Origin of the sequence: Nonomuraea aridisoli (genome assembly GCF_003236395.1) — a bacterium.
In the GTDB taxonomy this organism is placed as follows: domain Bacteria; phylum Actinomycetota; class Actinomycetes; order Streptosporangiales; family Streptosporangiaceae; genus Nonomuraea; species Nonomuraea aridisoli.
In genome coordinates this window covers 11,301-33,518 of sequence record NZ_POUD01000040.1, presented here as the reverse complement: position 1 = coordinate 33,518, position 22,218 = coordinate 11,301, and the positions used below count along the sequence as shown (strand labels likewise).

Sequence of the window (22,218 nt, the reverse complement as noted above, 5' to 3'; positions counted from 1 at the left end):
GGCGTGTGTGCGGGAAGTCCCGGCCGGCACGGGTCAGGCGGCCTGGCGGAGCGGGGCCAGGGCCCGGCTCCAGGAGATGACCTCGTCGAGCATGGTCGTGAGGGCCGCCACCTGGTGATCGCCGGCTGCGAGCTTGCTGAAGTCGCGGAAGTCGGTGAACAGCGACAGGGCCACGTTGGTGCGCACGGCGGCGAGCTTGAGCTCGCCGCCGATCAACCGCAGGTGCTCCGCCGCGCGGGCGCCCCCGACGCTCCCGTAGGACACGATGCCGAAGGCTTTGTGGTTCCACTCGGCGAACAGGTAGTCGATGGCGTTCTTCAGCACACCCGAGGTGGAGTGGTTGTACTCGGGCGTCACCATGACGAAGCCGTCGTAGGAGCCGATCTTGGCGGCCCACGCCTTGGTGTGCTCGTTCTGGTACTGGCCGTAGGTCGGCGGCATGGGCTCGTCCAGGTGCGGGAGCGGGTAGTCCAGCAGGTCCACGAGCTCGAAGGCGGCGTCGGTGCGCCGGGAGGCGTGCTCCAGCACCCAGTGCGCCACCTGTTCGCCGTTGCGGCCGGGGCGGGTGCTGCCGAGGATGATGCCGATGCGGGTCATTGCGGGGTCCTTTCAACAGGATGTGTGCACGGCGGTACGCACGTGCGAGAAGGGTCGCCGGGGAAGCCCCGGAACAGGGCAGGGGAGCATCACGTGGCGAAGTACGCGGCACGACGGCTCGCCGTTCCGTAGGTGATGCCGTCGGAATCTGGAGAGCCCCGTCGTCCCGAAGATGTTCGGGGCGGGCCTCGCGGTTACTCACCTCAGCGAGGGCTCGGCGGGAACTCTGGGTCACCTGCCCGATCGGCAGGTCATCGCTGAGCGGCGATCGGCTCAGCGGATGGGCGAAAACATACTGATCATCTCCCGTACGTGCGCCGACGGCCTCGAGCAAGGCTCGCCGTCGGCCTCAGTGACTTACGAGTACTGAGTACACGCCGGTGATCGGTAACTTCAACTGAACCCTGGTCACATCGGGTGAACCGACCAGGGCTCAGTCGAGATCGTCGGTGTTGTGGCCGGCCGCCACGTCGAAGGCGTGGCGGTTGGCGCGGATCGTGTCCTGGTTGTCGGCCGCCCACCGGGCGAGCACCAGGACGGGCTCGGTCAGGGTGCGTCCGAACGGGGTGACCTCGTACTCGACCCGGGGCGGGACCTCGGGGTAGATCTCCCGCCTGACGAGCCCGTCACGCTCCAGGCTGCGCAACGTCAGCGTCAGCATGCGGCGGGAGATGCCGGGCGCCGTGCGCAGCAGCTCGGTGAAGCGCATCGGCTCCTTCTCGAGCAGCCCGATGAGGATCAGGCTCCACTTGTCACCGACCCGGTCCAGTACGGACCGGAGAACATCGGGGTCGTGCTCAGGGCATGTCCTGTCCAACGAACGCAGCACCCTGTCCGCCTCGGTCTGGTGCGACATGGGCTCCCCCCTCCGTCACCCGAAGGTGACCAGGTCACATTGCTGTTACCGGTTATCGAAGAGTACATCTGTAACCAAAAGTAACTTTCGGAGGAGCCCCGCTCATGCACGATCTTCCTGTGCCTGACCCCGGAGACCCGGCACACGTCAGTGGCTATCAGGTGGTGGCACGGCTGGGCCAGGGCGGCCAGGGCGAGGTCTTTCTCGGCGAGTCACCCGGTGGGCGGCGGGTGGCGATCAAGATGTTGCACTCGTCCTTCGCGGCCGACTCCCACATCAGGGAACGGTTCCGCTGCGAAGCGGAGATCGCACAGCGGCTGGCCACCTTTTCCACGGCCCGCGTGCTGGAGACCGGCTTCACCAGGGAGCGTCCGTACATCATCAGTGAGTACGTCCCGGGGCCGTCGCTGGAGACGTTGGTCAAGGAGGGTGGGCCGCGGAGCGGCAGCGGGCTGGAGCGGCTGGCGGTCACCACGCTGACCGCGCTGACCTCGATCCACGCGGCCGGGATCGTGCACCGCGACTTCAAGCCGAGCAACGTGATCATGGGCCCGGAAGGTCCCGTGGTGATCGACTTCGGGATCGCGTTCGCGCTGGACGCGCCCACCTGCGCAACCGGGCCGGTGGGCACGCCGGCGTACATGGCGCCGGAGCAGTTCGACGACCAGCCGCTCACTCCCGCCTCCGACATGTTCTCGTGGGCGGGCACGATGGTCTTCGCGGCGACCGGCCGACCCGCGTTCTCCGCCGGTACCGTGCCGGCGACGCTCAACGCCGTTCTGCACGCCGAGCCCGACCTGTCCGGCGTGCCCGCCTCGCTGCGCCGGCTGGTGGCGGCCTGCCTGACCAAGGATCCGGCGGCCCGTCCAACGGCCGTGGAGGTGCTGTGCGATCTCGTCGGCGGCGACCGCGTGCCGTCATCAGCCGTCGGCGGCACCGTGCCCGATGCCCTGCCTGCCGGTCGGCACCGTCAGCGGTATCGTGTCGCCGCGCCCGGCGGCAACCCTGGGCGCGCCCGGGCGCAGGGCAGGCATGCGGTCTCGCCGGCTTTCGCGGCCACGGCGCCCGCCGCTCCCGCACGATCGAGGGCCGATCGCCGGCGTCGCGGCGTCGCGGTGTTGAGCGCCGGCGCGGCCATGGCGGCGACGGTCGGCACGCTGCTGTTCTCATCAGCGCTCGGCAGCCCGGCGGACGCACAGGACCGCTGGACGCGCGGTTCCGTCACGCCGCTGACCTGCGCGAGCGGCGGTTCTGCCGCTCATCCGCGCGGGCAGGCCCCGGGCAGTTGTGCCGAGGGGAGCGGCCCAGGTGGGGCGGTGCCGTGGGCCCCATGAGGCCGTCAGGTGTCCTCACCGAGGCGTTCAGCGACCGGCCTCAAGGGCGGACGTCGAGAAGGACGTCCGCGCCGGCCACCTCGCGGCCGGCGCCGTCGACGAACGCGACGCGCACCGGCTCGCCGGTGGAGCGGGCCCTGCGCAAGGCAGACGGCCCGGCCGACCGGGCACGGTGGACGTCGCCCCACTGCTGCAATGCGCCCAGCACCACCCGCAGATCCGCGCCGGCCTTGGTGAGGTGGTAACTCTCCCGCTGCCTACTGCCGGGCTCCCGGTAGGTGAGGGTTCGCAGCACCCCTGCACCGACAAGGGTCTTCAGCCGGGCGCTCAGGAGATTGGGAGCGATGCCCAGGGCGTCCCTGATCTCCGCGAACTTGTGCCTGCCCTGGAAGATCTCACGCAGGATCAGGAACGTCCATCGCTCTCCCAGGACCTGCAGGCTCCGTTCGATCGAGCAGGTCGGCTCCTCCGCGGGGGACGAGCTCTTCTGATGGACGGTCATCATGCCCCCTTCTACCGATGAATATTGTTAATGTACTCAGGTGTGCACGCGCGAGCACATCGTCGCCTGTTCCTGCAGAACAGAACGAGGCGGGAATCGTGTCCCCGGGTTTACCCCTCGCTCAGGGATCAGCTTGCCGTGGGTGACGATTTGGAGGGCGCTTGGCAGCGCCGTTCCTCTTGTTGCGCGGAGACTGAAGGGAGCGATGAAGCCGTCGGGCGAAGACGCGAGGCGGTGGCGGGGATTCTGGTCCGCGCGTACCAGCCGGCCACCCGACCGAGTGCAGAGGAACGATCGCGACCATGTCCCATCGTGAGGACCCGCGTCCGCGCGGCCGGCGGCCGATCAACCGGGCCGGGTCGCATCACGCCCCGGTCCACGACATGGAGCTGTACGGCCGTACGTTCCGCGCCCCCATGACGTCCGCTCAGTACTCGACCCGCTGGGGGTGTGAGCCGTGTCCATGTACTGGGATCTGAAACACCGGCTGGCCGACGCGGTCAACGCTCACGACGTGCCGGGTGTGCTGGCCTGCTACAGCCGGGACGCCGTCTATGTCACGCCGTGCGGCGTCGCGGAAGGGCACGACCAGATCAGATGGATGTACGAGCAGCTCTTCCGGGCGTTTCCCGACTTCCACGCGGCAGCGTGGTTCGAGCTCGGTGACTGCGACAACCCCGCCGTCACGGAATGGACCTACACCGGCACCCATGACGGGCCGTTCCTGCTACCGGACGGGCGGGAGATAGCGGCGACGCACCGCCGCATCACGGTCCGCGCCACCTGCAGCGCCCACGTCACCGAGGGGAAGATCGACTCGCACCGCGAGTACTACGACCAGCTGGAACTGTTCAGCCAGCTCGGCTTCGGCCTGCTGGAGCTCGACCGCATCCCCGCTCCATGACACCTGTCCGCGCGCGGCGGCCTGTATGCCGGCGGCTCGGTCACCTGCCCGTCGTCGGTGATGTGCTGGCCCGGACCATGAGTTCGAGGGGGAGGACTTCCACCGCGCCTGCCGCGATGGTGCCGGCGAGCAGGTCGGCGAGCATCTTCGCCGCCCGGCGGCCCATCTCGCGGGGGGCGATGTCGATCGCGGTGATGGGTAAGGGCAGGCCGCGCAGGGAGGGGCTGTCGACGTAGGAGGCCACGAGCAGGTCTCCGGGCACGTGGCGTCCATGCTGGAAGGCGGCCTGCACGGCGCTGTTCGCGCCGCCGTCGGGGACCGAGATGATCGCGTCCACGCCCCCCGGCGCTCGCAGGGCCTCGGCCACCGCGCGGCTGACGTCCTGGGGTTCGCAGACGAGCGGCACGTCGTAGATCAGCGGCTTCCGGCCGGTCTCGGCGCACCAGGCCTGGTAGGCGACGCGGACGTCCAGCCCGAACGAGGTCTCCTCGCCGGGGCAGAGCAGCGCGATCTGAGTGCTGTGGTGAGCCAGGTGGTCGAGCAGGGTACGGGTGCCCGCCACGTGATCTGACTCGATCCGGCCCGCGTGCCGGGCGCCCGGCGTCAGGTCGCGCTCGCAGGTGACGACCGGCACGCCGAGGCCGGTCAGCGTCTGCAGCATCGGGTCGCCGAGCACCGGATCGGAGACCACCACACCGTCGAGGTGAAGCGACGGTGTGCGTCCGAGGCCCCGCGTGGCGGGGATGAGCGTGAGCGCCAGGTCGTGCGCGAGGGCCTCCTCGGCGGCGCCCATGGCGACGTCCATGTAGTACTCGAGACCGATGGTCCGTTCGGGGAAGTACAGGCCGATGGCTCCTGTGCGGCCGCTCCGCAGGTTGCGGGCACTCCGGTTGGCGACGTAGCCCAGGTCGCGGGCGATCGCGGCCACCCGCTCGCGGGTCGCCGCGGGCAGTCGGCCGCGCCCGCTGAGGGCGTCCGACACCGTCGTCGTCGACACTCCCGCCGCACGGGCCACGTCGCGCAGGGTGATCAGTCGAGGCGCGTTCATCAGGGTTCACCGTACTTCGGCGGGCCGTCATGCCGTGCCCGAGGGGTTCGGGGCGAATTAACAGGAACGTTTCTTCACTCCATTGCAGGAACGTTCCTGCACATGTTCTAATCGCACCCACCTCGCTGATCCCCCAGTCCTGGAGGCGATCGTCGTGCACCTCACTCCTTCGGAACGTGATCGGCTGCTGCTGTTCACCGCGGCGGAGCTGGCTCGGGCACGCCGGGCCCGCGGGCTGCGGCTGAACGTGCCCGAGGCCACCGCGCTGATCGCGGACGCGGTGTGCGAGGCGGCGCGGGACGGCCGGCGGCTGAGTGAGGCGATCGCGGCCGGCCGGTCGGCGCTGACCCATGACGACGTGTTGCCGGGCGTGCCGAACGTGGTCACCGAAGTGCAGGTCGAGGCGGTCTTCGACGACGGCACCCGGCTGGCCGTGGTCACCGACCCCTTCGGCCCGGCGGCGTTCGATCCGTCGGGGCCGGGTGCGCTGCTGCCCGGGCCGGCGCGTCCCGAGCCGTACGGCGACGACGTGGTGACGGTGGAGGTCACCAACACGGCGGCGGTGCCGATCAGCGTCACCTCCCACTTCCACTTCTTCGAGGTGAACCTGCGGCTGCGCTTCGACCGTGCCGCCGCCTACGGGCGGCACCTGGCCGTACCCGCGGGAACGGCCGTGCGGTTCGAGCCCGGCACGACCACCGCGGTGCGGCTGGTGCCGATCGGCGGCGCACGCGTGGTGGTCGGCTTCGCCGGTCTGGTGGACGGGCCGCTGGACGCCCCGGGCGCCCGGGAGGCGGCGCTGGAGCGGGCTCGTGCCTGCGGCTACCTGGTGACGGAGGAGCCGGCGTGAACGGCAGGGACTACGCCGCGGTGTACGGGCCGACGACCGGGGATCGGGTGCTGCTCGGCGACACCGGGCTGGTGGTGGAGGTCGAGGCGGACGCGCAGCGGTACGGCGAGGAGTTCCTGGCCGGGTTCGGCAAGACCGCCCGCGACGGCCTGCACCTGAAGGCGAGCTCGACCCGCGACACGTGCGACCTGGTCGTCTCCAACGTGCTGATCCTCGACCCCCTGCTGGGGGTGCGCAAGGCCTCGATCGGGATCCGGGCGGGCCGGATCACCGCGATCGGGCGGGCGGGCAACCCCGACACCCTCGACGGGGTCGATGTGGTGGTCGGCACCGGGACCACGATCGTCAGCGGGGAAGGCCTGATCGCCACCGCGGGAGCGATCGACACCCACGTGCACCTGATGTCCCCCCGTGTGATGGAGGCGTCGCTCGCCTCCGGGGTGACCACGATCCTCGGCCAGGAGTTCGGCCCGGTGTGGGGGGTCGGAGTGAACTCGCCGTGGGCGCTGCGGACGGCGTTCGCGGCGTTCGACGCCTGGCCCGTCAACGTCGGATTCCTCGCCCGAGGCTCCTCGTCCCGGCCGGAGCCGCTGGTCGAGGCGCTGGTCGAGGGCGGCGCCTGCGGGTTCAAGGTGCACGAGGACATGGGCGCGCACACCCGGGCGCTGGACACCGCGCTGCGGGTGGCCGAGGAGCACGACGTGCAGGTGGCGCTGCACACCGACGGCCTGAACGAGAGCCTGTCGGTACGCGACACCCTGGCGGTGCTGGACGGCCGGACGATCCACGCCTTCCACATCGAGGGATGCGGCGGCGGGCACGTGCCCGACGTGCTCAGCCTGGCCGGGCAGCCGCACGTCATCGGCTCCTCCACCAACCCGACGCTGCCGTTCGGCAGGGACGCCGTCGCCGAGCACTACGACATGATCGTCTCCTGCCACGGCCTGTCCCCGGAGCTGCCGGGCGACGCGGCGATGGCCCGCGACCGGATCCGCGCGCAGACCATGGGCGCCGAGGACGTGCTGCACGACCTCGGCGTCATCCCGATCACCTCCTCCGACGCCCAGGGCATGGGCCGGGCCGGGGAGACGGTCCGGCGGACCTTCGCCCTGGCCGCCAAGATGAAGGCCGAGCGGGGCGCCGAACACGACCGCCACGACAACGCGCGCGTCCTGCGTTACCTGGCCAAGCTGACCGTCAACCCGGCGCTCGCGCACGGGCTCGGCCACGAGGTCGGCTCGCTGCGGCCGGGCCTGCTCGCCGACATCGTGTTGTGGGAACCGGCCCGGTTCGCCGCCACCCCGCAGCTCGTGCTCAAGGCCGGGTTCCCCGCCTGGGGCGTGACGGGCGACCCCAACGCGGCGGTGGACCAGGCGCAGCCGCTGGTCCTCGGCCCGCAGTTCGGCGGCCACGGCGCCGCCCCGGCCGAGCTGTCCGTCGCCTTCGTCAGCCGAGCCACCCGCGACCTCGGAAAGGACCGGCTGCCCACCCGTCGCCGCCGGGTCGCCGTACGCGGCACGCGCGGCATCGGCCTGCCGGACATGGTGCTCAACAGCCGCACCGGTCAGGTCGGCGTCGATGCGCGCACCGGTGCGGTCGACCTGGACGGTGAGCCCATCAGCTCCGCACCGGCCGAACGGGTGTCCCTGTCCCGCCTCTACTTCCTCTGACCGACCCTCTCCCGGAAGGCGCACACCGAGTGACCCCATACGCGAGTCTCGTCATCACCGGAGCCGACGTCTGCACCATGGACGCCGCCCGCAGCTGGTCCGACGCGGTGGCCGTACGCGGGGACCGGATCGTCGCGGTGGGCGGGCGGGCCGTCCGCGAGCTCACGGGCCCGCGCACCAGGGTGATCGAGGCCCGCGGCGGGATGGTGCTGCCCGGCTTCCAGGACGCGCACGTCCACGCACCGTTCGCCGGCCGCAACCGGCTGAACGTCGACCTGAACGACCTGGTGGGCCGGCGGGCCTACCTCGATCGCATCGCCGCCTACGCGGCGGACCACCCCGACCGGCCCTGGATCGTCGGCGGCGGCTGGGCGATGGAGTACTTCCCCGGCGGCACGCCCCGCAAGGAGGACCTCGACACGATCGTGCCGGACCGGCCGGTGTTCCTGTTCAACCGGGACGTGCACGGCGCGTGGGTGAACTCCGCCGCGCTCGCGGTGGCCGGGACCACCAAGGACACCCCGGACCCCGCCGACGGCCGGATCGAACGCGACCCGCGGACCGGCGAGCCCACCGGCACCCTGCACGAGGGCGCGGCGTACTCCTTCAACGACCGCCACGTCCCGCTGCCGAGCCGGGAGGAGTGGGAGGCCGCCATCCTGAACGCGCAGCGGCACCTGCACTCCCTCGGCATCACCGGCTGGCAGGACGCCTGGGTCACCCCGGCCACGCAGGACGCCTACCGCTCCCTCGACTCCTCCGGCCGGCTCACCGCCCGCGTGGTGGGAGCGCTGTGGTGGGACCGGCACCGCGGGCTGGACCAGATCCCGGAGTTCCTCGGCCGGCGGGAGACCGGCACGGCCCGGTTCCGCCCCACCACCGTGAAGATCATGACCGACGGGGTGATGGAGAACTACACGGGCGCGCTGCTGGAGCCCTACTGCGACGGCTGCGGCGGGCACACCGGCAACCACGGCCTGACCTTCGTCGAGCGCGACCTGCTCACCGCGGCGGTGACCGAACTCGACCGGCTGGGCTTCCAGGTGCACCTGCACGCGATCGGTGACCGGGCCGTGCGCAACGCGCTCGACGCGGTGCAGGCCGCCAGGACCGCCAACGGCGCCGGCGACCGCAGGCACCACATCGCGCACCTGCAACTCGTCCACCCCGACGACGTCCCCCGCTTCCGCGAGCTGGGCGTCACGGCCAACCTCCAGGCGTACTGGGCCCAGCTGGAGCCGCAGATGGAGGAGCTGACCGTGCCGTTCCTCGGCCGGGACCGGGCCGACCTGCAATACCCCTTCGGTGACCTGCTGCGCTCCGGCGCGACGCTGGCGATGGGCAGCGACTGGGCGGTGACCACCGCCAACCCGCTGGAGGAGATCGAGGTCGCCGTCACCCGGATCGACCCCGAGAACCGGGACAACCCGCCGTTCCTGCCCGAGCAGGCGCTGCCGCTGCGGACCGCACTGGCCGCGTTCACCGCCGGCTCCGCCTACGTCAACCACGACGACGAGGCCGGCACCATCGCCGTCGGCAACCGCGCCGACCTGACCGTGCTCGACCGCAACCTCTTCACCCGCGCCGCCGGCCCTGTCGGCGACGCACATGTCGACTACACCATCGCCGCGGGGTCCGTCGTGTACGAACGCCCCTGAGGAGGCATCGATGTCCAGCCACCCCCCAACCCCGGCCACCACCCCACATCTGCAGCGCGTGCTCGGCATGCCCGCGCTGGTCCTGTTCGGCCTGGCCTACATGGTGCCGCTCACCGTGTTCACCACGTACGGGATCGTCACGGAGATGACCGCCGGGCACCTGCCCGGCGCGTACGTCGTCACCCTCACGGCGATGTTGTTCACCGCCTACAGCTACGGGCGGATGGTCAGGGCGCATCCGTACGCCGGCTCCGCCTACACCTACACCCAGAAGTCGTTCGGCCCGCACCTGGGCTTCATGACCGGCTGGGCCCTGCTGCTGGACTACGTCTTCCTGCCGATGATCAACTACCTGGTGATCGGCATCTACCTGAACGCGGCCTTCGCGTCGGTCCCGGCCTGGGTCTGGGTCATCGCCGCGATCGTCCTGGTCACCGGGCTGAACGTGCTGGGCATCCGGATGGTGAGCCGGCTGAACTTCGTCCTGATCGGGATCCAGGTCGTGTTCGTCGTGGTGTTCCTGGCCGGCGCCGTGCGCGCCGTCGCCGGCGAACCGATGCCGTCGATCACCGAGCCGTTCTTCGGCGCCGGCACCGACCTGGGGATGATCCTCGGCGGCGCCGCGATCCTGTGCCTGTCCTTCCTCGGGTTCGACGCGGTCTCCACGCTGTCGGAGGAGACGCACGACCCCCGCCGGCGGATCCCCCGGGCGATCATGCTGACGACCCTGGCGGGCGGTGTCCTCTTCGTCGTCATCTCCTACGCCGGCCACCTGGCCTTCCCCGACTGGCGGTCGTTCACCGACGCGGACTCGGCGGCGCTGGACGTCATGCGGCACGTCGGCGGGGCCCTGCTGGCCGCCTTCTTCACCGCCGCCTACATCGCCGGCTGCTTCGCCTCGGCGATGACCTCGCAGGCGAGCGTGTCCCGCATCCTGTACGCCATGGGCCGCGACGGCGTGCTGCCGCGGCGGTTCTTCGGCTACGTGCACCCCAGGTTCCGCAACCCCGTCCGCGCCAACCTCGCGGTCGGCGCGCTGTCGCTGGTGGCGCTGTTCATCAGCCTGGAGCTGGCCTCGGCGGTCGTCAGCTTCGGCGCGCTGGTGGCGTTCTCCTTCGTGAACCTCTCGGTGATCAAGCACTACGTCGTGAACGAGGGCAGGCGCACGCCGCAGGACCTGGTCAAGTACGGCGTCGTGCCCGCCATCGGCGTGCTGCTCTGCCTGTGGTTGTGGACCAGCCTGTCCGGCATGACGTTCGTGGTCGGGCTGTCCTGGGTCGCCGCCGGGTTCGTCTACCTGCTCGGGCTGACCCGGATGTTCACCCGTCGCCCGCCGGAACTGCGCCTCAGCGAGGTCGAGCCGGAGGTCGAAGCCCCGGCCGCCACCCAGTCCTGACCGCACGGGGAGCGATGAGCGCGGAAGCATTCTGGCTGGTCCGACGAGGAACTGGGGATGCGGAGCGGCATCACCCGCCGCGACTTCCTGGACGGGATCGCCGTCGCAGGCGGCGCGCTGGCCCTCGGCGGCCTCATCGGCGGCGGCACGGCCGCGGCCGCCACCGGTCCAGGAAAGAGTCACGGCCGGGGGTACTACCCGCGACCGCAGGGCCAGGATCCTGCTGATCGACCCGCATGACGACTTCGGCGGCCACACCAAGCGCAACGAGTTCACCGTCGGCGGCAAGACGATCATCGGTTACGGCGGGTCGCAGTCCATCGACACCCCGAGCTCGTACCCGCCGGAGGCCAAGCAGCCCCTCACCGACGTCGGCATCGACGTCGAGAAGTTCCACACCTACTTCGACCAGAGCTTCTACGCCGACCACGGCGCGGGCGGGCGTGCCGTGCTGGAGCACCCAGGGGCTCGGCCTCGACACGAGCGGCGGCCCGTGGCCCGGCGTGGCCAAGTGGTGCGCCCGGATGTGGGGCGCGACGGACCCGTACATCTTCCACTTCCCGGACGGCAACGCCTCGGTCGCCCGCGCGCTCGTGCGCCGCCTCATCCCGGGCGCGCTCCCCGGAAACTCCATGGAGGACCTGGTCACCTCGCGGTGCGACTACGCGCGGCTCGACAAGCCCGGCAACCGGGTCAAGATCCGCCTGAACAGCACGGCGGTCCGCGTCGCCCACACCGCGGGGGGGCCGTTCGGTCGAGGTCCAGTACGTCCAGGACGGCAGGCTCAGGCGGGTGCGGGCCGGCGGCGTCGTCATGGCGTGCTGGAACGCGATGATCCCGTACATCGTGCCCGAGCTGTCGGACGAGCAGAAAGCAGCCGGCCACGAGGCCGTCAAGTACCCGATCATCTACGCGAACGTCGCCCTGCGGAACTGGAAGGCGTGGGCCAGGCTCGGCATCAACTCGATCAGGTTCCCGCACGGTTTCTGGTCGAGCGCGTCACTGGACTTCCCGGTCAGCATGGGCCGCCACTACCGGTTCTCCGCCGACCCGGACGAGCCCATCGTGGTGCACTTCGGCACCGGGCTGACGCAGGAGGGCCTGGCGAACCCGCAGGACGCCGCCCGGGCCGGCCGGGCCGCCCTGGCCCGCATGCCGTTCGAGGACCTGGAGCACAGCATGCGCACCGCGCTCGCGGACGTGCTGACCCCCGGCGGCTTCGATCCGGCGAAGGACATCGCCGGACATCGCCGGACATCGCCGGACATCGCCGGGATCACCGTGAACCGCTGGGCGCACGGCTACGCCCGCTACAACATCCTGCCGTGGGACGCGGACGCCTGGCCACAGCGTCCGACCCCCGCCGACATCATCGGCACGCCGGTCGGCCGGATCACCGTGTCGACGACCGACCAGGCCGACCACGGATTCGTCGACGGAGCGATCGAATCGGCCTATCGAGCGGTGTCCTACCTCGCAGCTCTCCGCTAGACGGCCGCGGGTCAGCCATGGAAGCCAGAGCGTGCTCACGTACCGGAAGCTCCGCCCGCTCGGTAAGAACAACCACCCGAGGATCAGCCCGGCTTGTGAGAATATGTGGCCATGGAGGCCGTTGACCGCCCAGGACTGGAAATCATCTGGAAGGCCGATGCACTCGTACGCGTGCTCAGCCGCGACGGTGAGGCCACCGTCGCGCAGCTCGCTGAGGCGGTGAACGAGCCGTTGAGCTCCACCTACCGATTGCTCGCCGACCTCAAACAGATCGGCTGGGTGGAGCGGGGCTCCAAGCGCGGTCTCTACCGGCTCGGCCTCTTTTTCGTGCGCATCGGCGGGCTGGCGGAGGACTTCGTCGACGTCCGCGAACGCGCCATCCCCCATCTTCGCGAGCTGCGCGCGGAGACGGGGGCGACGACGTACCTCTGCGTGCGCCGCGGCCTGACAGGCGTGTGCATCGAGCGACTCGAGGGTCCCGGCGTCCACGCCCTCAACTTCCGGGTCGGCGACTCCCTCATGCTCAACGTCGGGGGAGCGCCGAAGGCGCTGCTGGCCCACCTGCCGATCGAGGAGCGGCAGCTCGTCATGGCCGGGCTCGCGGCGCTTCCCGGCGAGCCGCGGGGGCCGCTCGGCGGGGCTCTCGACGACGAGATCCACCAGATCCGGGCCCGCGGTTGGGCGGAGTCCGACGGCGACGTGACGGTCGGGATCGCCGCGATCGGCGCGCCGGTCTTCAACCACCGGGGCGAGCTCGAGGCCGCCGTGTCCATCGGCGGACTCCGCTCCCAGGTGCTCGATGTGCCCGAGAACGGGCCTCGCGTCGCCGCCTGCGCGGCAGCGGTCAGCCGATCACTCGGCTTCGGCGGCGAGGAGGTCGCGTGAGCGGGGCCGCGCCGATGCGCGTACTGGCGAACGCGACGGATCTCATCGAGTTGCTGGCCGGCGAGGGCGCCCTGCCACTCGTCGACGTCGCCACCCGGATCGGGGTGCCGCGACCGAGCATCTATCGCCTCTGCGAAGGGCTCGCCGCCGTCGGCATGGTGGAGCTGCTGCCCGACTCGAGAGTGCGGCTCTCGACGCGGTGGCTGGCCCTCGCCGACGCGGCCCGCGCCGGCATGTCGGAATGGCGTGGTGTGCCGGAGGTGCTGGCGCACCTCGTCGAACGCACCGGCCAGACGGCCTTCCTCAGCGTCCCGTACGGATCGAGTGCCCTGTGCCTCGACTGGTGCCAGGGCCGGGGGATCGACGTGCTCGCCTACCGGCCGGGAAGAACGATCCCGCTGCACGTCGGCGCGGCCGGCCGGACGTTCGCGGCATACGGTGTGCCGCTGCCCGAGGGCGATCTGAGGCGACTCACCGAGAAGACGATCACCGACCCCGACGAGCTCGCGGCCGACCGGGAGCGGATCCGGCGCGATGGCTACGCGCTGTCCGAGGAGGACGTCACGGTCGGCATCGGCGCCCTCGGCGTGCCGATCCTGGCGCCCGACGGCACGCTGCGCGGCGCGCTGTCGCTCGGCGGACTCGTGGAGGACGTCCGGAAGCACTGCGACGACTTCGTCGCGGAGTTGCGCGCCGGTGTGGAGCGGCTGTTGGTGGTGCCGTAGCCAGATTCGCAAAATTCTTACTTGGCGGACGATGTGTTCATCTGCTAGGACTGTGTCCCAAGGCACATCCTTGCCGGAACACCGTGCGCACGTCGGTCGATATAGGGGGCAACTCCGGCGGAGCCTCACGGACGAGGTTGGAGGAAGCCCAATGGCTACCGCTGCACCATCCAGCACCACCACAAGCAATCAGACACGCCCCGGCGCGAAGCGCTCGACCGTCTCGGCCGTCTTCGGCAACTACATCGAGTACGTCGACTTCGGCTCGTACGGCTTCATGGCCGCGATCATCGGCGCGAACTTCTTCCCAGGAGACGCCTCGGCGCAGCTGCTGTCGTCGCTCGCCGTCTTCGGCGTCACCTTCTTCTTCCGCCCCTTCGGCGGCTTCCTGTGGGGCTACGTCGGAGACCGCTACGGCCGCAAGAACGCGCTCGTCTGGGCGATCGCCCTCATGAGCCTGTCAACGGCGCTCATCGGCGTGCTGCCGAACTATGACGCGATCGGCATCGCAGCCCCGATCCTGCTCGTCGTCCTGCGTTCGCTCCAGGGCGTCTCGATCGGGGGCGAGTTCGCGGGCGCCGGAACGTTCATCACCGAGACCGCACCGTCCAACCGCCGGGGCGTCTGGTCGAGCTACATCTCGGTGAGCGCCGCGCTCGGCACGCTGACCGCGAGCACGCTTGTGCTCGTCCTCACCGTCTCACTCACGTCCGCGCAGATGGCGTCGTGGGGTTGGCGCATCCCGTTCCTGCTCGCCCTGCCGATCGGCGTCGTAGCGCTCATCATGCGGGCCAAGGCCGTGGAGACCGAGGTCTTCGTCAAGCTGAGGGAGAAGGAGAAGGCGCCGATCAACCCGTTCAAGGGCTTCGGCAAGGAGGAAGTGAAGAGCATCCTCATCGTCGCCGTCTTCGCGAGTGCGGCGGGGCTCGGCATCTACTACTTCTTCACGTACTTCAACGTCTTTCTCAGCGCCACGGTCGGCCTCAGCAGCTCCACGGCGATCGGCCTCACCGCGATCGGCCTGATCCTCTACTCGGTCATGTGCCCGTTCGCCGGCCTGATCGGCGACCTCTGGGGCCGCAAGAGGCCGTTCGTCATCTCGCTCATCTGCATGGGCCTGGTCGCGGTGCCGGTCTTCATGCTCCTTCGCGCCGGCATCGTCGCGGCCATCGCCGGCCTGATCCTCTTCGGCCTGGCGCAGTCGGTCGTCAACGTGACGACGTCCGTCGTGCTCGCCGAGATGTTCCGCGCGAGGTCCCGCATGAGCGGTGGTGCGATCGGCCACAACATCGGCCTCGCCCTCGTCGGCGGCACCGGGCCGCTTGTCGCCGCCGCCCTCGTCTCGTCGACGGGCAACCCGCTGGCGCCCGGCTTCTACCTCGGCGCGGTGGCCCTCCTGGCCGGTGTGATCACGTGGATCTTCCTGCCCGAGACGGGCAAGCGGTCGATGTTCTCCGACGAGAGCGCGTCGCTCAAGGCGCAGGAGCTCGAGCTGGGCGGTTCGACGACGCCCGCTGAGGCCTGAGGCGTTCGCCACGCATGGTGTCGGCCGCCTCTTCCGGCAGGGCGGCACCATGCCGTCAGGAGCCAGGGGACGGTTCGTCCCACCGCCTACGAAAAGGGAAGACCAACGACATGAGTGACACGACAGGCGGCAGCGCCCTCGAAAGGGGGATGCGACTGCGCCGTCAGGTGCTGGGGGCACGCCACGTCGACGCGAGCGGAGGCTCCGACCCCGAGGCCATGACCCCGCTCCAGCGGATGATCACCGAGTTCGGCTGGGGCACGGTGTGGGCGCGCGAGGAGCTCGCCCCGCAGCAGCGCAGCCTCATCACGGTGGCCATGCTCATCGCACTCAACCGCCCGCACGAGCTGCGCGTCCACGTGAGAGGGGCGCTGCGCAACGGCCTGACGGAGGCCGCCGTCCGCGAGATCGCCGTGCACGCGGTCGCCTACTGCGGATTCCCGGCCGCGATCGACGCGAGCCGGGTGATCGAGAACGTCATCGAGCAGGTGCGCGCGGAAGCAGACTCAGGGCCCGATGGCTCGGAGCCGCCTGAGGCGGAATCATGACGCATCCGCAGGCCGCACCGGTCGTCCTGCTGCACCCTGTCGCGCTCGACGCGCGCGTCGCCGACTGGCTCGACGTGCCCGATCTCCAGGCCCTCTCACTCCCCGGCACGGGCGCCCCTGCTGCCGGCGCCACCCGCCCGCCCGGGTCCCTCGTCGAGCTCGCCGACTGGGTCGCCGGACGGCTGACCCAGCCCGTGCACCTCGTCGGCTGTTCGCTCGGCGGGATGGTCGCCATGCACGTCGCGCTGCGACACCCCGGCCTCGTGCTCTCCCTCCTGCCCGCGTTCACCACCGCTCGGACCGACAGCCACGCCGTCCTGGCGAGGGCCGAGCACACGGAGCGGGTCGGCGCGCCGGCGCTCGTGAGCGAGACGCTCGAGCGGTGGTTCACCCCTGAGGCGCTCACGGCGACGCCACGTCCCGCGCCGATCGCGTACGCCGCCGAACGTCTGCGCGCGGCCGACACCGTGGCGCTCGCCGCGACGTGGCGTGCGATCGCGGACCATGACGTCCAGGACGACCTCGGACGCGTCGGCGTGCCGACGACCTTCGTCGCCGGCCGGCACGACCGGTCGGTGTCGCTCGAGTCCGTGCGAACGGCGGCCTCGCGGGTGCCAAGGTCCCGGCTCGTCGAGACGGACGACGCGCACATGGGCCTGCTCGAACAGCCGGGCCGGTTCTCGTCACTCGTCCGGACCCACGTCAAGTGGGCAAGTAATTCTCATGTAATAGATGTCTAGTCCGTCACGTGGTAGAACCGTCTCATCGTTCGTGAGCTCCGTCAGTCACTCCAAGGAAATCCACATGTTCAGCGAAGAACCCTCCGGCCTGATGGCGGTCACCGGTGCCACCGGCGCGCTCGGGTCACGAGTCGCCGCCCGTCTGGCCCAGCGTGGCGTGCCGATGGCCCTCATCGCCCGCGACCCGTCCCGTCTGCCGGCGCTCGCCGGCGCGGAGCACCGCGGGCCGGCCCACTACGGCGACGACGCCGCGATGCGTGCCGCGCTGGAGGGTGCGCGGACCCTGTTCCTCGTGTCCGGCGGCCTCTCCCCACGCCGGTTCGAGGAGCACGCGTGCGCCATCGATGCCGCCGTGGCCTGCGGCGTGCAGTACATCGTGTACGTCTCACTCGTCGGCGCGGCCGAGCACGCGACCTTCGCCCACTCACGCGACCACTGGCAGACCGAGCAGTACCTCGCCGCGAGCCCGGTGCGCTGGACGGTCCTGCGCCCCTCGATCTACGCGAGCATGCTCACGGCCCGGGCCGACGAGCACGGCGTGATCCGAGGGCCGGCCGGCGACGGGCGGTTCGCCGCGGTCGACCACGACGACATCGCGGACGTCGCGGCGGAAGTGCTCGCGTCGGGACCATCCGGTCCGCGCGACGTCGACGGCGCGATCCTCGAGGTCACCGGGCCGGAGGCCGTCACCATGGGCGAGGCCGCCGAGCAGCTCACCCGGGCCACGGGGCGGCACTACGTGTACGAGCCGGAATCGGTCGAGGACGCCATCGCATGGCGCAGCCGCACCGACGACGCCCATGAGGTGGAGCGCTGGGTCTCCTGGTTCCAGGCGATCGCCAAGGGCGAGTTCGGCTCGCTCACCGACGTCGTCCCCGCCTTCACCGGCCACCGCGCCATGACCATCGAGGAGAGCGTGGCCCGCAGGCAGGCACGGCGATGAGCGCCCCAGCCGTGGGAATCGTCGGTGCCGGGAGCATCGGCCTCGCCATGGCGGTGGTCTTCGCCGGGGCCGGGAGCCGCGTGCGGATCCACGAACCGTCGAGCGAGATGGCCGCGAGCGTGCCGTCCCGGCTCGACGAACGTCTCCGGCTCCTGCTGGAGGCCGGTCTCCTGGCAGAGTCGCCCGCCGACGTCGCGGCGCGGGTCTCCGTGGGGGCCGGCCTCGCGGCGGCGATCGGCGACGTCGACCTCGTGTTCGAGTGCACGCCGGAGGATCTCGAGATCAAGCGCGCGGTGTTCAGGGACATCGCCGCCACCGCGCCCCGCCACGCGATCCTCGCCTCCACGTCCTCGGCGTTCGGGGCCGGCGAGTTCGCCGGCGAGCTCGCCGGGCGCGACAGATGTCTCGTGCTGCACCCGGCCAACCCGCCCTACCTCATCCGCGTCGTGGAGGTCGTGCCCGCGCCGTTCACGGGGGAGGACGTCGTGTCCCGCGCCACGGAGCTGTTGCGGGCGGCGAACCTCATCCCGGTGGTGCTCGGCGCGGAAGTGACGGGCTTCGTCTACAACCGCCTGCAGGGCGCCGTGCTGCGGGAGGCCTACTGCCTCGTCCGCGACGGCGTCATCGACGTCGAAGGGCTCGACACGATCGTGCGCGAGGGACTCGGGCTGCGCTGGGCGGTCGTCGGCCCCTTCGAAACCGCCGACCTGAACACCCGCGGCGGCATCGCCGCCCACGCGGTCCGCCTCGGACCGGCCTACGAGCGGATGGGAGCGGAACGGGGGCAGCACGACCCGTGGACGCCCGAGCTCGTCGCGGAGGTGACCGCGCAACGCCGGGCGATCCTCCCGCTCGACGAGTGGGAGGACCGCACCATGTGGCGTGACCGGCGGCTGGCCGGCTTGCGGCACCACCTCGACCAACAGAACGAACGCCGTCTGTGCCGCGCGCCGGCGGAGTCGACAGGAAAGGAACTGGCATGACCGAAGCCACCCTGGAGGCGCCGCGCGGCGTCGGCCGGCGGACGACGCGAATTCACGGGCACGACGTGCCCACCGGCATACACATCGGGGGTAGGTGGGTCGACCTCGACGCGACGTTCGAGGTGACGGACCCGGCGACGGGCTCGGCCTTCGCGATGGTGTCCGACGCGTCCGAGACCGAGGCCCTGCAGGCGCTCGACGCCGCGGTGAACGCACAGCACGCCTGGGGGTCACTGAACCCGCGCCGACGGGCGCGCCTGCTGCGCGACGCTCACGACCTCGTGCGCGAGCGGGCCGATGCGTTCATCGACGTCATGGTCGTCGAAAGCGGCAAGCCGCGCGCCGAGGCGGCCGCCGAGTTCGAACTGTCGGTGGGCTTCTTCGAGTGGGCGATCGAACAGGTCGGCCACCTGCACGGCGACTTCGGGCCCGGCTCCAACCCCGGCTACCGGGTCGTGACGTCGCTGCAGCCCATCGGGCCCAGCCTGCTCATCACACCCTGGAACTTCCCGATGCTCATGGGCGCCCGCAAGATGAGCGCGGCTCTCGCGGCCGGGTGCACGCTCGTCGTGAAGTCGGCGCAGCAGACCCCGTTCACCATCGCCCTGCTGGTGCAGGCGTTGCAGGACGCCGGTGTGCCGGACGGGGTCGTCAACCTCATCCACACGACGCGTTCTGACACCGCCTCCACGGCCCTGCTCGCCGACCGGCGCCTCAAGAAGCTGAGCTTCACCGGCTCCACCGCGGTGGGGGCGCACCTGCTGACGCTCGCCGCGCAGCACATCACGCACTCGTCGATGGAGCTCGGCGGCAACGCGCCGTTCATCGTGCTCGATGACGCGGACGTCGACCTCGCAGTGCGCGAGGCGGTCGTCTGCAAGTTCCGCAACGCCGGTCAGGCGTGTGTCGCGGCGAACCGCATCATCCTGCACCGCGACATCGCCGACGAGTTCACCGCGAAGTTCACCGCGGCGGTCGAGACGCTCAAGGTCGGCCCGGGCTTCGCCGACGGTGTGCAGATGGGACCGATGATCTCGGCCCAGCAGCGGCAGCGGATCGACCAGCTCGTGCGGGGTGCGGTCGCGGAGGGGGCGGAACTCCTCACGGGCGGCAAGGCCGTCCCCGGTGAGGGGTTCTTCTACGAGCCGACGGTGCTGCGCGGCGTCGATCGCTCGTCGCGGCTCTCGTGCGGCGAGTTGTTCGGCCCCGTCGCGGTGCTCTACACGGTCGACTCGGTCGCCGAGGCGATCGAGTTCGCCAACGACACCGAGTACGGCCTGTCCGCGTATCTGTTCACGCGCGACATCTCGCGTGCCGTCCGCATCGGCGAGGAGCTCGAATGCGGCATGGTCGGGGTGAACCGCGGCATCATGGCGGACCCGGTGGCGCCCTTCGGCGGCACCAAGGCCTCCGGCCTGGGCCGCGAGGGCGGAGACCAGGGCGTCAAGGAGTTCCTCGAGGCCCACTACATCGCGCTCACCATCGACGACGAAAGGGCGCAGTGGTGATGTCCCGCAACGTCAACCTCACCGGCTTCGGCGTCGTCCGGCAGCCGCAGACGATTCTGTTCGGACCCGGCGAACGACGCTCGATCGCCGGAGCCGTCGCCGCCATCGGCAACCGGGCGCTCATCGTCACCGATCGGCGGATGGAGCAGAGCGCCGAGTTCGCCGAGATCCTCGAGTCGCTGGCCGAGCGAGGCGCCGACGTGTCGGTCTACGCCGACGTCGAGGCCGAGTTGCCGCGCACCAACGTCGAGGACCTGCTCGCCAGGCAGGACGGGCGCACGTTCGACGTCGTCGTCGCAGTCGGCGGCGGGAGCTGCCTTGACATGGCCAAGGTCGCGGCGGTCATGCTCACGCACGGCGGCTCCGTGTCCGACTACTACGGCGAGTTCAAGGTCCCCGGGCCGACCGTGCCGATCGTCGCCGTTCCCACCACGGGTGGCACAGGCGCCGAGTCGACCTGCATCTCGGTCGTCTACGACCCCGACCTCAAGATGAAGGTGGGCATCGCGAGCCCGTACCTCGAGGCGACCGTCGCGGTGGTCGACCCCGTCTTCACCCTGACATGCCCGCCCAGCCTCACGGCCGCCACGGGAGCCGATGCCCTTTCGCATCTCGTCGAGGCGTTCACCGCTCGCTCGAAGAACCCCGAGCCCGGCACCCAGGACCGCTACGTCTACGTCGGCAAGAACGTCCTCACCGACGAGCACTGCCGGGTCGGCATCCGGCTGCTCGGCACCTCGCTCGAGCGGGTCATGGCGGCTCCGGACGACCTTGAGGCGCGCAGCGACACCATGCGGGCCGCGCTGCACGCGGGGCTTGCCATCAACACGACCGGCACGGCGGGCGCGCACGCCCTTCAGTCGCCCATCGGGGCACTCACCCACACTCCGCACGGGTTCGGCGTCGGTACCCTGCTGCCGTACGTCATGCGGTTCAACCTGCCGGAACGCGTTCCGGAGTTCGCGGAGATCGGGCGGCTGCTCGGTGTGGCAGACGCCACCGCCGACGACATCGACCAGGCCCACGCCGGCATCGAACGCATCGACGAGATCCTGCTGGCCATCGGCGTGCCCGGCGACCTCGCTGAGCTCGGCCTCGACGCCGACGCCATTCCGGAGGTCGCCGCCCAGGCGATGCTGGCGACCCGCCTGACCGCGAACAACCCACGCCCGCTCACAGAGGAGTCGATGCGGCTGATCCTCGACAAGGCATTCAAGGGAGATCGGTCGTGGTGGTCATGAGCCGGGCGTATCTCGACATCTTCTCGCTCGCGGGCAAGCGTGCGATCGTCACCGGCGCCGGCCGCGGCATCGGACAGGCGATCGCCGTCGGCATCGCCGGCGCGGGTGCGAACGTCGCACTCGTGTCGCGCAGCACGGCGCAACTCGAGGAGACTCAGGCGCTCATCGCCGAGGCCGGGGGAACCTCCCACGTCGTCGCGGCCGACCTCACGTCGACCGAAGAGGTGGTACGGCTGGCCGACGCCGCGGAGGCGGCCCTCGGCGGGCCGACCGACATCGTCGTGCACTCGGCGGGCACCCAGCACCGCGAGGCGGCCGTGACCTTCCCGCTGGACGCCTGGCAACGGGTCATCCAGGTCAACCTCACGGCGCCGTTCCTGCTCAGCCAGGAGATCGGCCGCCGGCAGATCGCCGCGGGACGCCCTGGTAACCACGTGTTCGTCGCCTCCCTTACGAGTGTCCTGGGCCTGCCGGACCTCGTCGCGTACAACGCCGCGAAGTCCGGACTGATGGGCGTCGTGCGGGCACTCAGCCGCGAATGGGCCAACCAGGGCATACGGGTGAACGGCATCTCGCCCGGCTACGTCGAAACGGCGATGACGAAGGACCTCTTCGCCGACCCCGAGCGCCGGCAGAAGCTGCTCGACCGCATCCCGACGGGCCGGTTCGGCACACCCGAGGAGCTCGCGGCGCCGACCGTCTTCCTGGCGTCGGACGCGTCGGCCTACATGACCGGTCAGTTGCTCATCATCGACGGGGGATGGGCAGGAGCATGAGCGAGGCCGGCACCCTGGACGTGCACATGCCTGTCTGC

General features: G+C 70.7%; 22 protein-coding genes. 18 read left to right on the top strand and 4 right to left on the bottom strand.

All coding sequences use genetic code 11. The features are described 5' to 3' along the window. Window positions 1-33 precede the first annotated feature (33 nt). Both C1J01_RS12685 and C1J01_RS12675 read right to left on the bottom strand, forming a co-directional pair. Entirely contained in the window at window positions 34-597 is a 564-nt protein-coding gene (locus C1J01_RS12685) for an NADPH-dependent FMN reductase (RefSeq protein WP_111179142.1), read from the bottom strand. Window positions 598-1,030: 433 nt separating this feature from the next. Beyond that, window positions 1,031-1,453, bottom strand: a complete 423-nt coding sequence (locus tag C1J01_RS12675) for a winged helix-turn-helix transcriptional regulator (RefSeq protein ID WP_111179140.1) — start codon at window positions 1,451-1,453, stop codon at window positions 1,031-1,033. Window positions 1,454-1,572: 119 nt separating this feature from the next. On the opposite strand from C1J01_RS12675, the gene C1J01_RS12670 reads away from it, so the two are divergent. Next, complete coding sequence (locus C1J01_RS12670) at window positions 1,573-2,787, top strand: serine/threonine-protein kinase (RefSeq protein WP_181448719.1); 1,215 nt, start codon at window positions 1,573-1,575, stop codon at window positions 2,785-2,787. Between the two features lie 40 nt (window positions 2,788-2,827). Here the strand turns inward: C1J01_RS12670 and C1J01_RS12665 are convergent, their stop codons facing one another. Then, the gene (locus C1J01_RS12665) at window positions 2,828-3,292 is read right to left on the bottom strand and encodes a winged helix-turn-helix transcriptional regulator (protein WP_111179138.1); all 465 of its coding nucleotides are present in this window, start codon (window positions 3,290-3,292) and stop codon (window positions 2,828-2,830) included. A 460-nt stretch (window positions 3,293-3,752) separates the two neighbouring features. On the opposite strand from C1J01_RS12665, the gene C1J01_RS12660 reads away from it, so the two are divergent. Then, window positions 3,753-4,193 (top strand): ester cyclase, encoded by a 441-nt coding sequence (locus C1J01_RS12660; protein WP_111179137.1) that lies wholly within the window; start codon window positions 3,753-3,755, stop codon window positions 4,191-4,193. A 40-nt stretch (window positions 4,194-4,233) separates the two neighbouring features. Here the strand turns inward: C1J01_RS12660 and C1J01_RS12655 are convergent, their stop codons facing one another. After that, the gene (locus C1J01_RS12655; RefSeq protein WP_111179136.1) at window positions 4,234-5,241 is read right to left on the bottom strand and encodes a LacI family DNA-binding transcriptional regulator; all 1,008 of its coding nucleotides are present in this window, start codon (window positions 5,239-5,241) and stop codon (window positions 4,234-4,236) included. Window positions 5,242-5,395: 154 nt separating this feature from the next. Here C1J01_RS12655 and ureA point away from each other — a divergent pair, with 154 nt between their 5' ends. The 16 genes from ureA to C1J01_RS12575 all read left to right on the top strand — a co-directional run bounded on the left by ureA (window position 5,396) and on the right by C1J01_RS12575 (window position 22,180). Beyond that, window positions 5,396-6,091: an urease subunit gamma gene (gene ureA, locus C1J01_RS12650; RefSeq protein WP_111179135.1), complete on the top strand. Its 696-nt coding sequence runs from the start codon at window positions 5,396-5,398 to the stop codon at window positions 6,089-6,091. After that, window positions 6,088-7,761, top strand: a complete 1,674-nt coding sequence (locus C1J01_RS12645; protein WP_111179134.1) for an urease subunit alpha — start codon at window positions 6,088-6,090, stop codon at window positions 7,759-7,761. Before ureA ends, C1J01_RS12645 begins: the two co-directional genes overlap by 4 nt. Window positions 7,762-7,790: 29 nt before the next feature. Further along, window positions 7,791-9,419, top strand: a complete 1,629-nt coding sequence (locus C1J01_RS12640; RefSeq protein ID WP_111179133.1) for an amidohydrolase — start codon at window positions 7,791-7,793, stop codon at window positions 9,417-9,419. Between the two features lie 10 nt (window positions 9,420-9,429). Beyond that, window positions 9,430-10,815 (top strand): APC family permease, encoded by a 1,386-nt coding sequence (locus C1J01_RS12635; protein WP_111179132.1) that lies wholly within the window; start codon window positions 9,430-9,432, stop codon window positions 10,813-10,815. A 57-nt stretch (window positions 10,816-10,872) separates the two neighbouring features. After that, on the top strand, window positions 10,873-11,055 hold the full coding sequence (locus C1J01_RS12630) for a twin-arginine translocation signal domain-containing protein (protein ID WP_111179131.1): 183 nt from the start codon (window positions 10,873-10,875) through the stop codon (window positions 11,053-11,055). Window positions 11,056-11,607: 552 nt separating this feature from the next. Then, on the top strand, window positions 11,608-12,306 hold the full coding sequence (locus C1J01_RS12625; protein ID WP_111179130.1) for a hypothetical protein: 699 nt from the start codon (window positions 11,608-11,610) through the stop codon (window positions 12,304-12,306). Window positions 12,307-12,417: 111 nt separating this feature from the next. Then, a complete protein-coding gene (locus C1J01_RS12620) occupies window positions 12,418-13,191 on the top strand; it encodes an IclR family transcriptional regulator (RefSeq protein ID WP_111179129.1) in 774 nt (257 codons plus the stop codon). Next, window positions 13,188-13,916: an IclR family transcriptional regulator gene (locus C1J01_RS12615; RefSeq protein WP_111179128.1), complete on the top strand. Its 729-nt coding sequence runs from the start codon at window positions 13,188-13,190 to the stop codon at window positions 13,914-13,916. Before C1J01_RS12620 ends, C1J01_RS12615 begins: the two co-directional genes overlap by 4 nt. A gap of 151 nt (window positions 13,917-14,067) precedes the next feature. Then, window positions 14,068-15,441: an MFS transporter gene (locus tag C1J01_RS12610; RefSeq protein WP_181448718.1), complete on the top strand. Its 1,374-nt coding sequence runs from the start codon at window positions 14,068-14,070 to the stop codon at window positions 15,439-15,441. 110 nt (window positions 15,442-15,551) lie between these two features. Then, window positions 15,552-15,989, top strand: coding sequence for a carboxymuconolactone decarboxylase family protein (locus C1J01_RS12605; protein WP_111179126.1), 438 nt, complete (start codon window positions 15,552-15,554; stop codon window positions 15,987-15,989). Beyond that, window positions 15,986-16,729, top strand: a complete 744-nt coding sequence (locus C1J01_RS12600) for an alpha/beta fold hydrolase (protein WP_111179125.1) — start codon at window positions 15,986-15,988, stop codon at window positions 16,727-16,729. The genes C1J01_RS12605 and C1J01_RS12600 overlap by 4 nt, the downstream gene beginning before the upstream one ends. Before the next feature lie 64 nt (window positions 16,730-16,793). Continuing rightward, the gene (locus C1J01_RS12595) at window positions 16,794-17,672 is read left to right on the top strand and encodes an NAD(P)H-binding protein (RefSeq protein ID WP_111179124.1); all 879 of its coding nucleotides are present in this window, start codon (window positions 16,794-16,796) and stop codon (window positions 17,670-17,672) included. An 11-nt stretch (window positions 17,673-17,683) separates the two neighbouring features. Then, window positions 17,684-18,655 carry a 3-hydroxyacyl-CoA dehydrogenase gene (locus C1J01_RS12590; protein WP_220039877.1) on the top strand — a complete coding sequence of 324 codons (972 nt, stop codon included), beginning with the start codon at window positions 17,684-17,686 and terminating at the stop codon, window positions 18,653-18,655. Beyond that, window positions 18,652-20,163 carry an NAD-dependent succinate-semialdehyde dehydrogenase gene (locus C1J01_RS12585; RefSeq protein WP_111179122.1) on the top strand — a complete coding sequence of 504 codons (1,512 nt, stop codon included), beginning with the start codon at window positions 18,652-18,654 and terminating at the stop codon, window positions 20,161-20,163. Before C1J01_RS12590 ends, C1J01_RS12585 begins: the two co-directional genes overlap by 4 nt. Beyond that, a complete protein-coding gene (locus tag C1J01_RS12580) occupies window positions 20,163-21,404 on the top strand; it encodes an iron-containing alcohol dehydrogenase (RefSeq protein WP_111179155.1) in 1,242 nt (413 codons plus the stop codon). The genes C1J01_RS12585 and C1J01_RS12580 overlap by 1 nt, the downstream gene beginning before the upstream one ends. Next, window positions 21,401-22,180 carry an SDR family NAD(P)-dependent oxidoreductase gene (locus C1J01_RS12575; protein ID WP_111179154.1) on the top strand — a complete coding sequence of 260 codons (780 nt, stop codon included), beginning with the start codon at window positions 21,401-21,403 and terminating at the stop codon, window positions 22,178-22,180. Before C1J01_RS12580 ends, C1J01_RS12575 begins: the two co-directional genes overlap by 4 nt. Window positions 22,181-22,218: the final 38 nt, after the last annotated feature.

Bases quoted from the DNA above. Each gene is read 5' to 3' on its own strand.
- C1J01_RS12685 (WP_111179142.1), bottom strand. From the start codon at position 597: ATGACCCGCATCGGCATCATCCTCGGCAGCACCCGCCCCGGCCGCAAC.
- C1J01_RS12675 (WP_111179140.1), bottom strand. From the start codon at position 1,453: ATGTCGCACCAGACCGAGGCGGACAGGGTGCTGCGTTCGTTGGACAGG.
- C1J01_RS12665 (WP_111179138.1), bottom strand. From the start codon at position 3,292: ATGATGACCGTCCATCAGAAGAGCTCGTCCCCCGCGGAGGAGCCGACC.
- C1J01_RS12660 (WP_111179137.1), top strand. From the start codon at position 3,753: ATGTACTGGGATCTGAAACACCGGCTGGCCGACGCGGTCAACGCTCAC.
- C1J01_RS12655 (WP_111179136.1), bottom strand. From the start codon at position 5,241: ATGAACGCGCCTCGACTGATCACCCTGCGCGACGTGGCCCGTGCGGCG.
- C1J01_RS12635 (WP_111179132.1), top strand. From the start codon at position 9,430: ATGTCCAGCCACCCCCCAACCCCGGCCACCACCCCACATCTGCAGCGC.
- C1J01_RS12630 (WP_111179131.1), top strand. From the start codon at position 10,873: ATGCGGAGCGGCATCACCCGCCGCGACTTCCTGGACGGGATCGCCGTC.
- C1J01_RS12620 (WP_111179129.1), top strand. From the start codon at position 12,418: ATGGAGGCCGTTGACCGCCCAGGACTGGAAATCATCTGGAAGGCCGAT.
- C1J01_RS12610 (WP_181448718.1), top strand. From the start codon at position 14,068: ATGGCTACCGCTGCACCATCCAGCACCACCACAAGCAATCAGACACGC.
- C1J01_RS12605 (WP_111179126.1), top strand. From the start codon at position 15,552: ATGAGTGACACGACAGGCGGCAGCGCCCTCGAAAGGGGGATGCGACTG.
- C1J01_RS12600 (WP_111179125.1), top strand. From the start codon at position 15,986: ATGACGCATCCGCAGGCCGCACCGGTCGTCCTGCTGCACCCTGTCGCG.
- C1J01_RS12595 (WP_111179124.1), top strand. From the start codon at position 16,794: ATGTTCAGCGAAGAACCCTCCGGCCTGATGGCGGTCACCGGTGCCACC.
- C1J01_RS12585 (WP_111179122.1), top strand. From the start codon at position 18,652: ATGACCGAAGCCACCCTGGAGGCGCCGCGCGGCGTCGGCCGGCGGACG.
- C1J01_RS12580 (WP_111179155.1), top strand. From the start codon at position 20,163: ATGTCCCGCAACGTCAACCTCACCGGCTTCGGCGTCGTCCGGCAGCCG.
- C1J01_RS12575 (WP_111179154.1), top strand. From the start codon at position 21,401: ATGAGCCGGGCGTATCTCGACATCTTCTCGCTCGCGGGCAAGCGTGCG.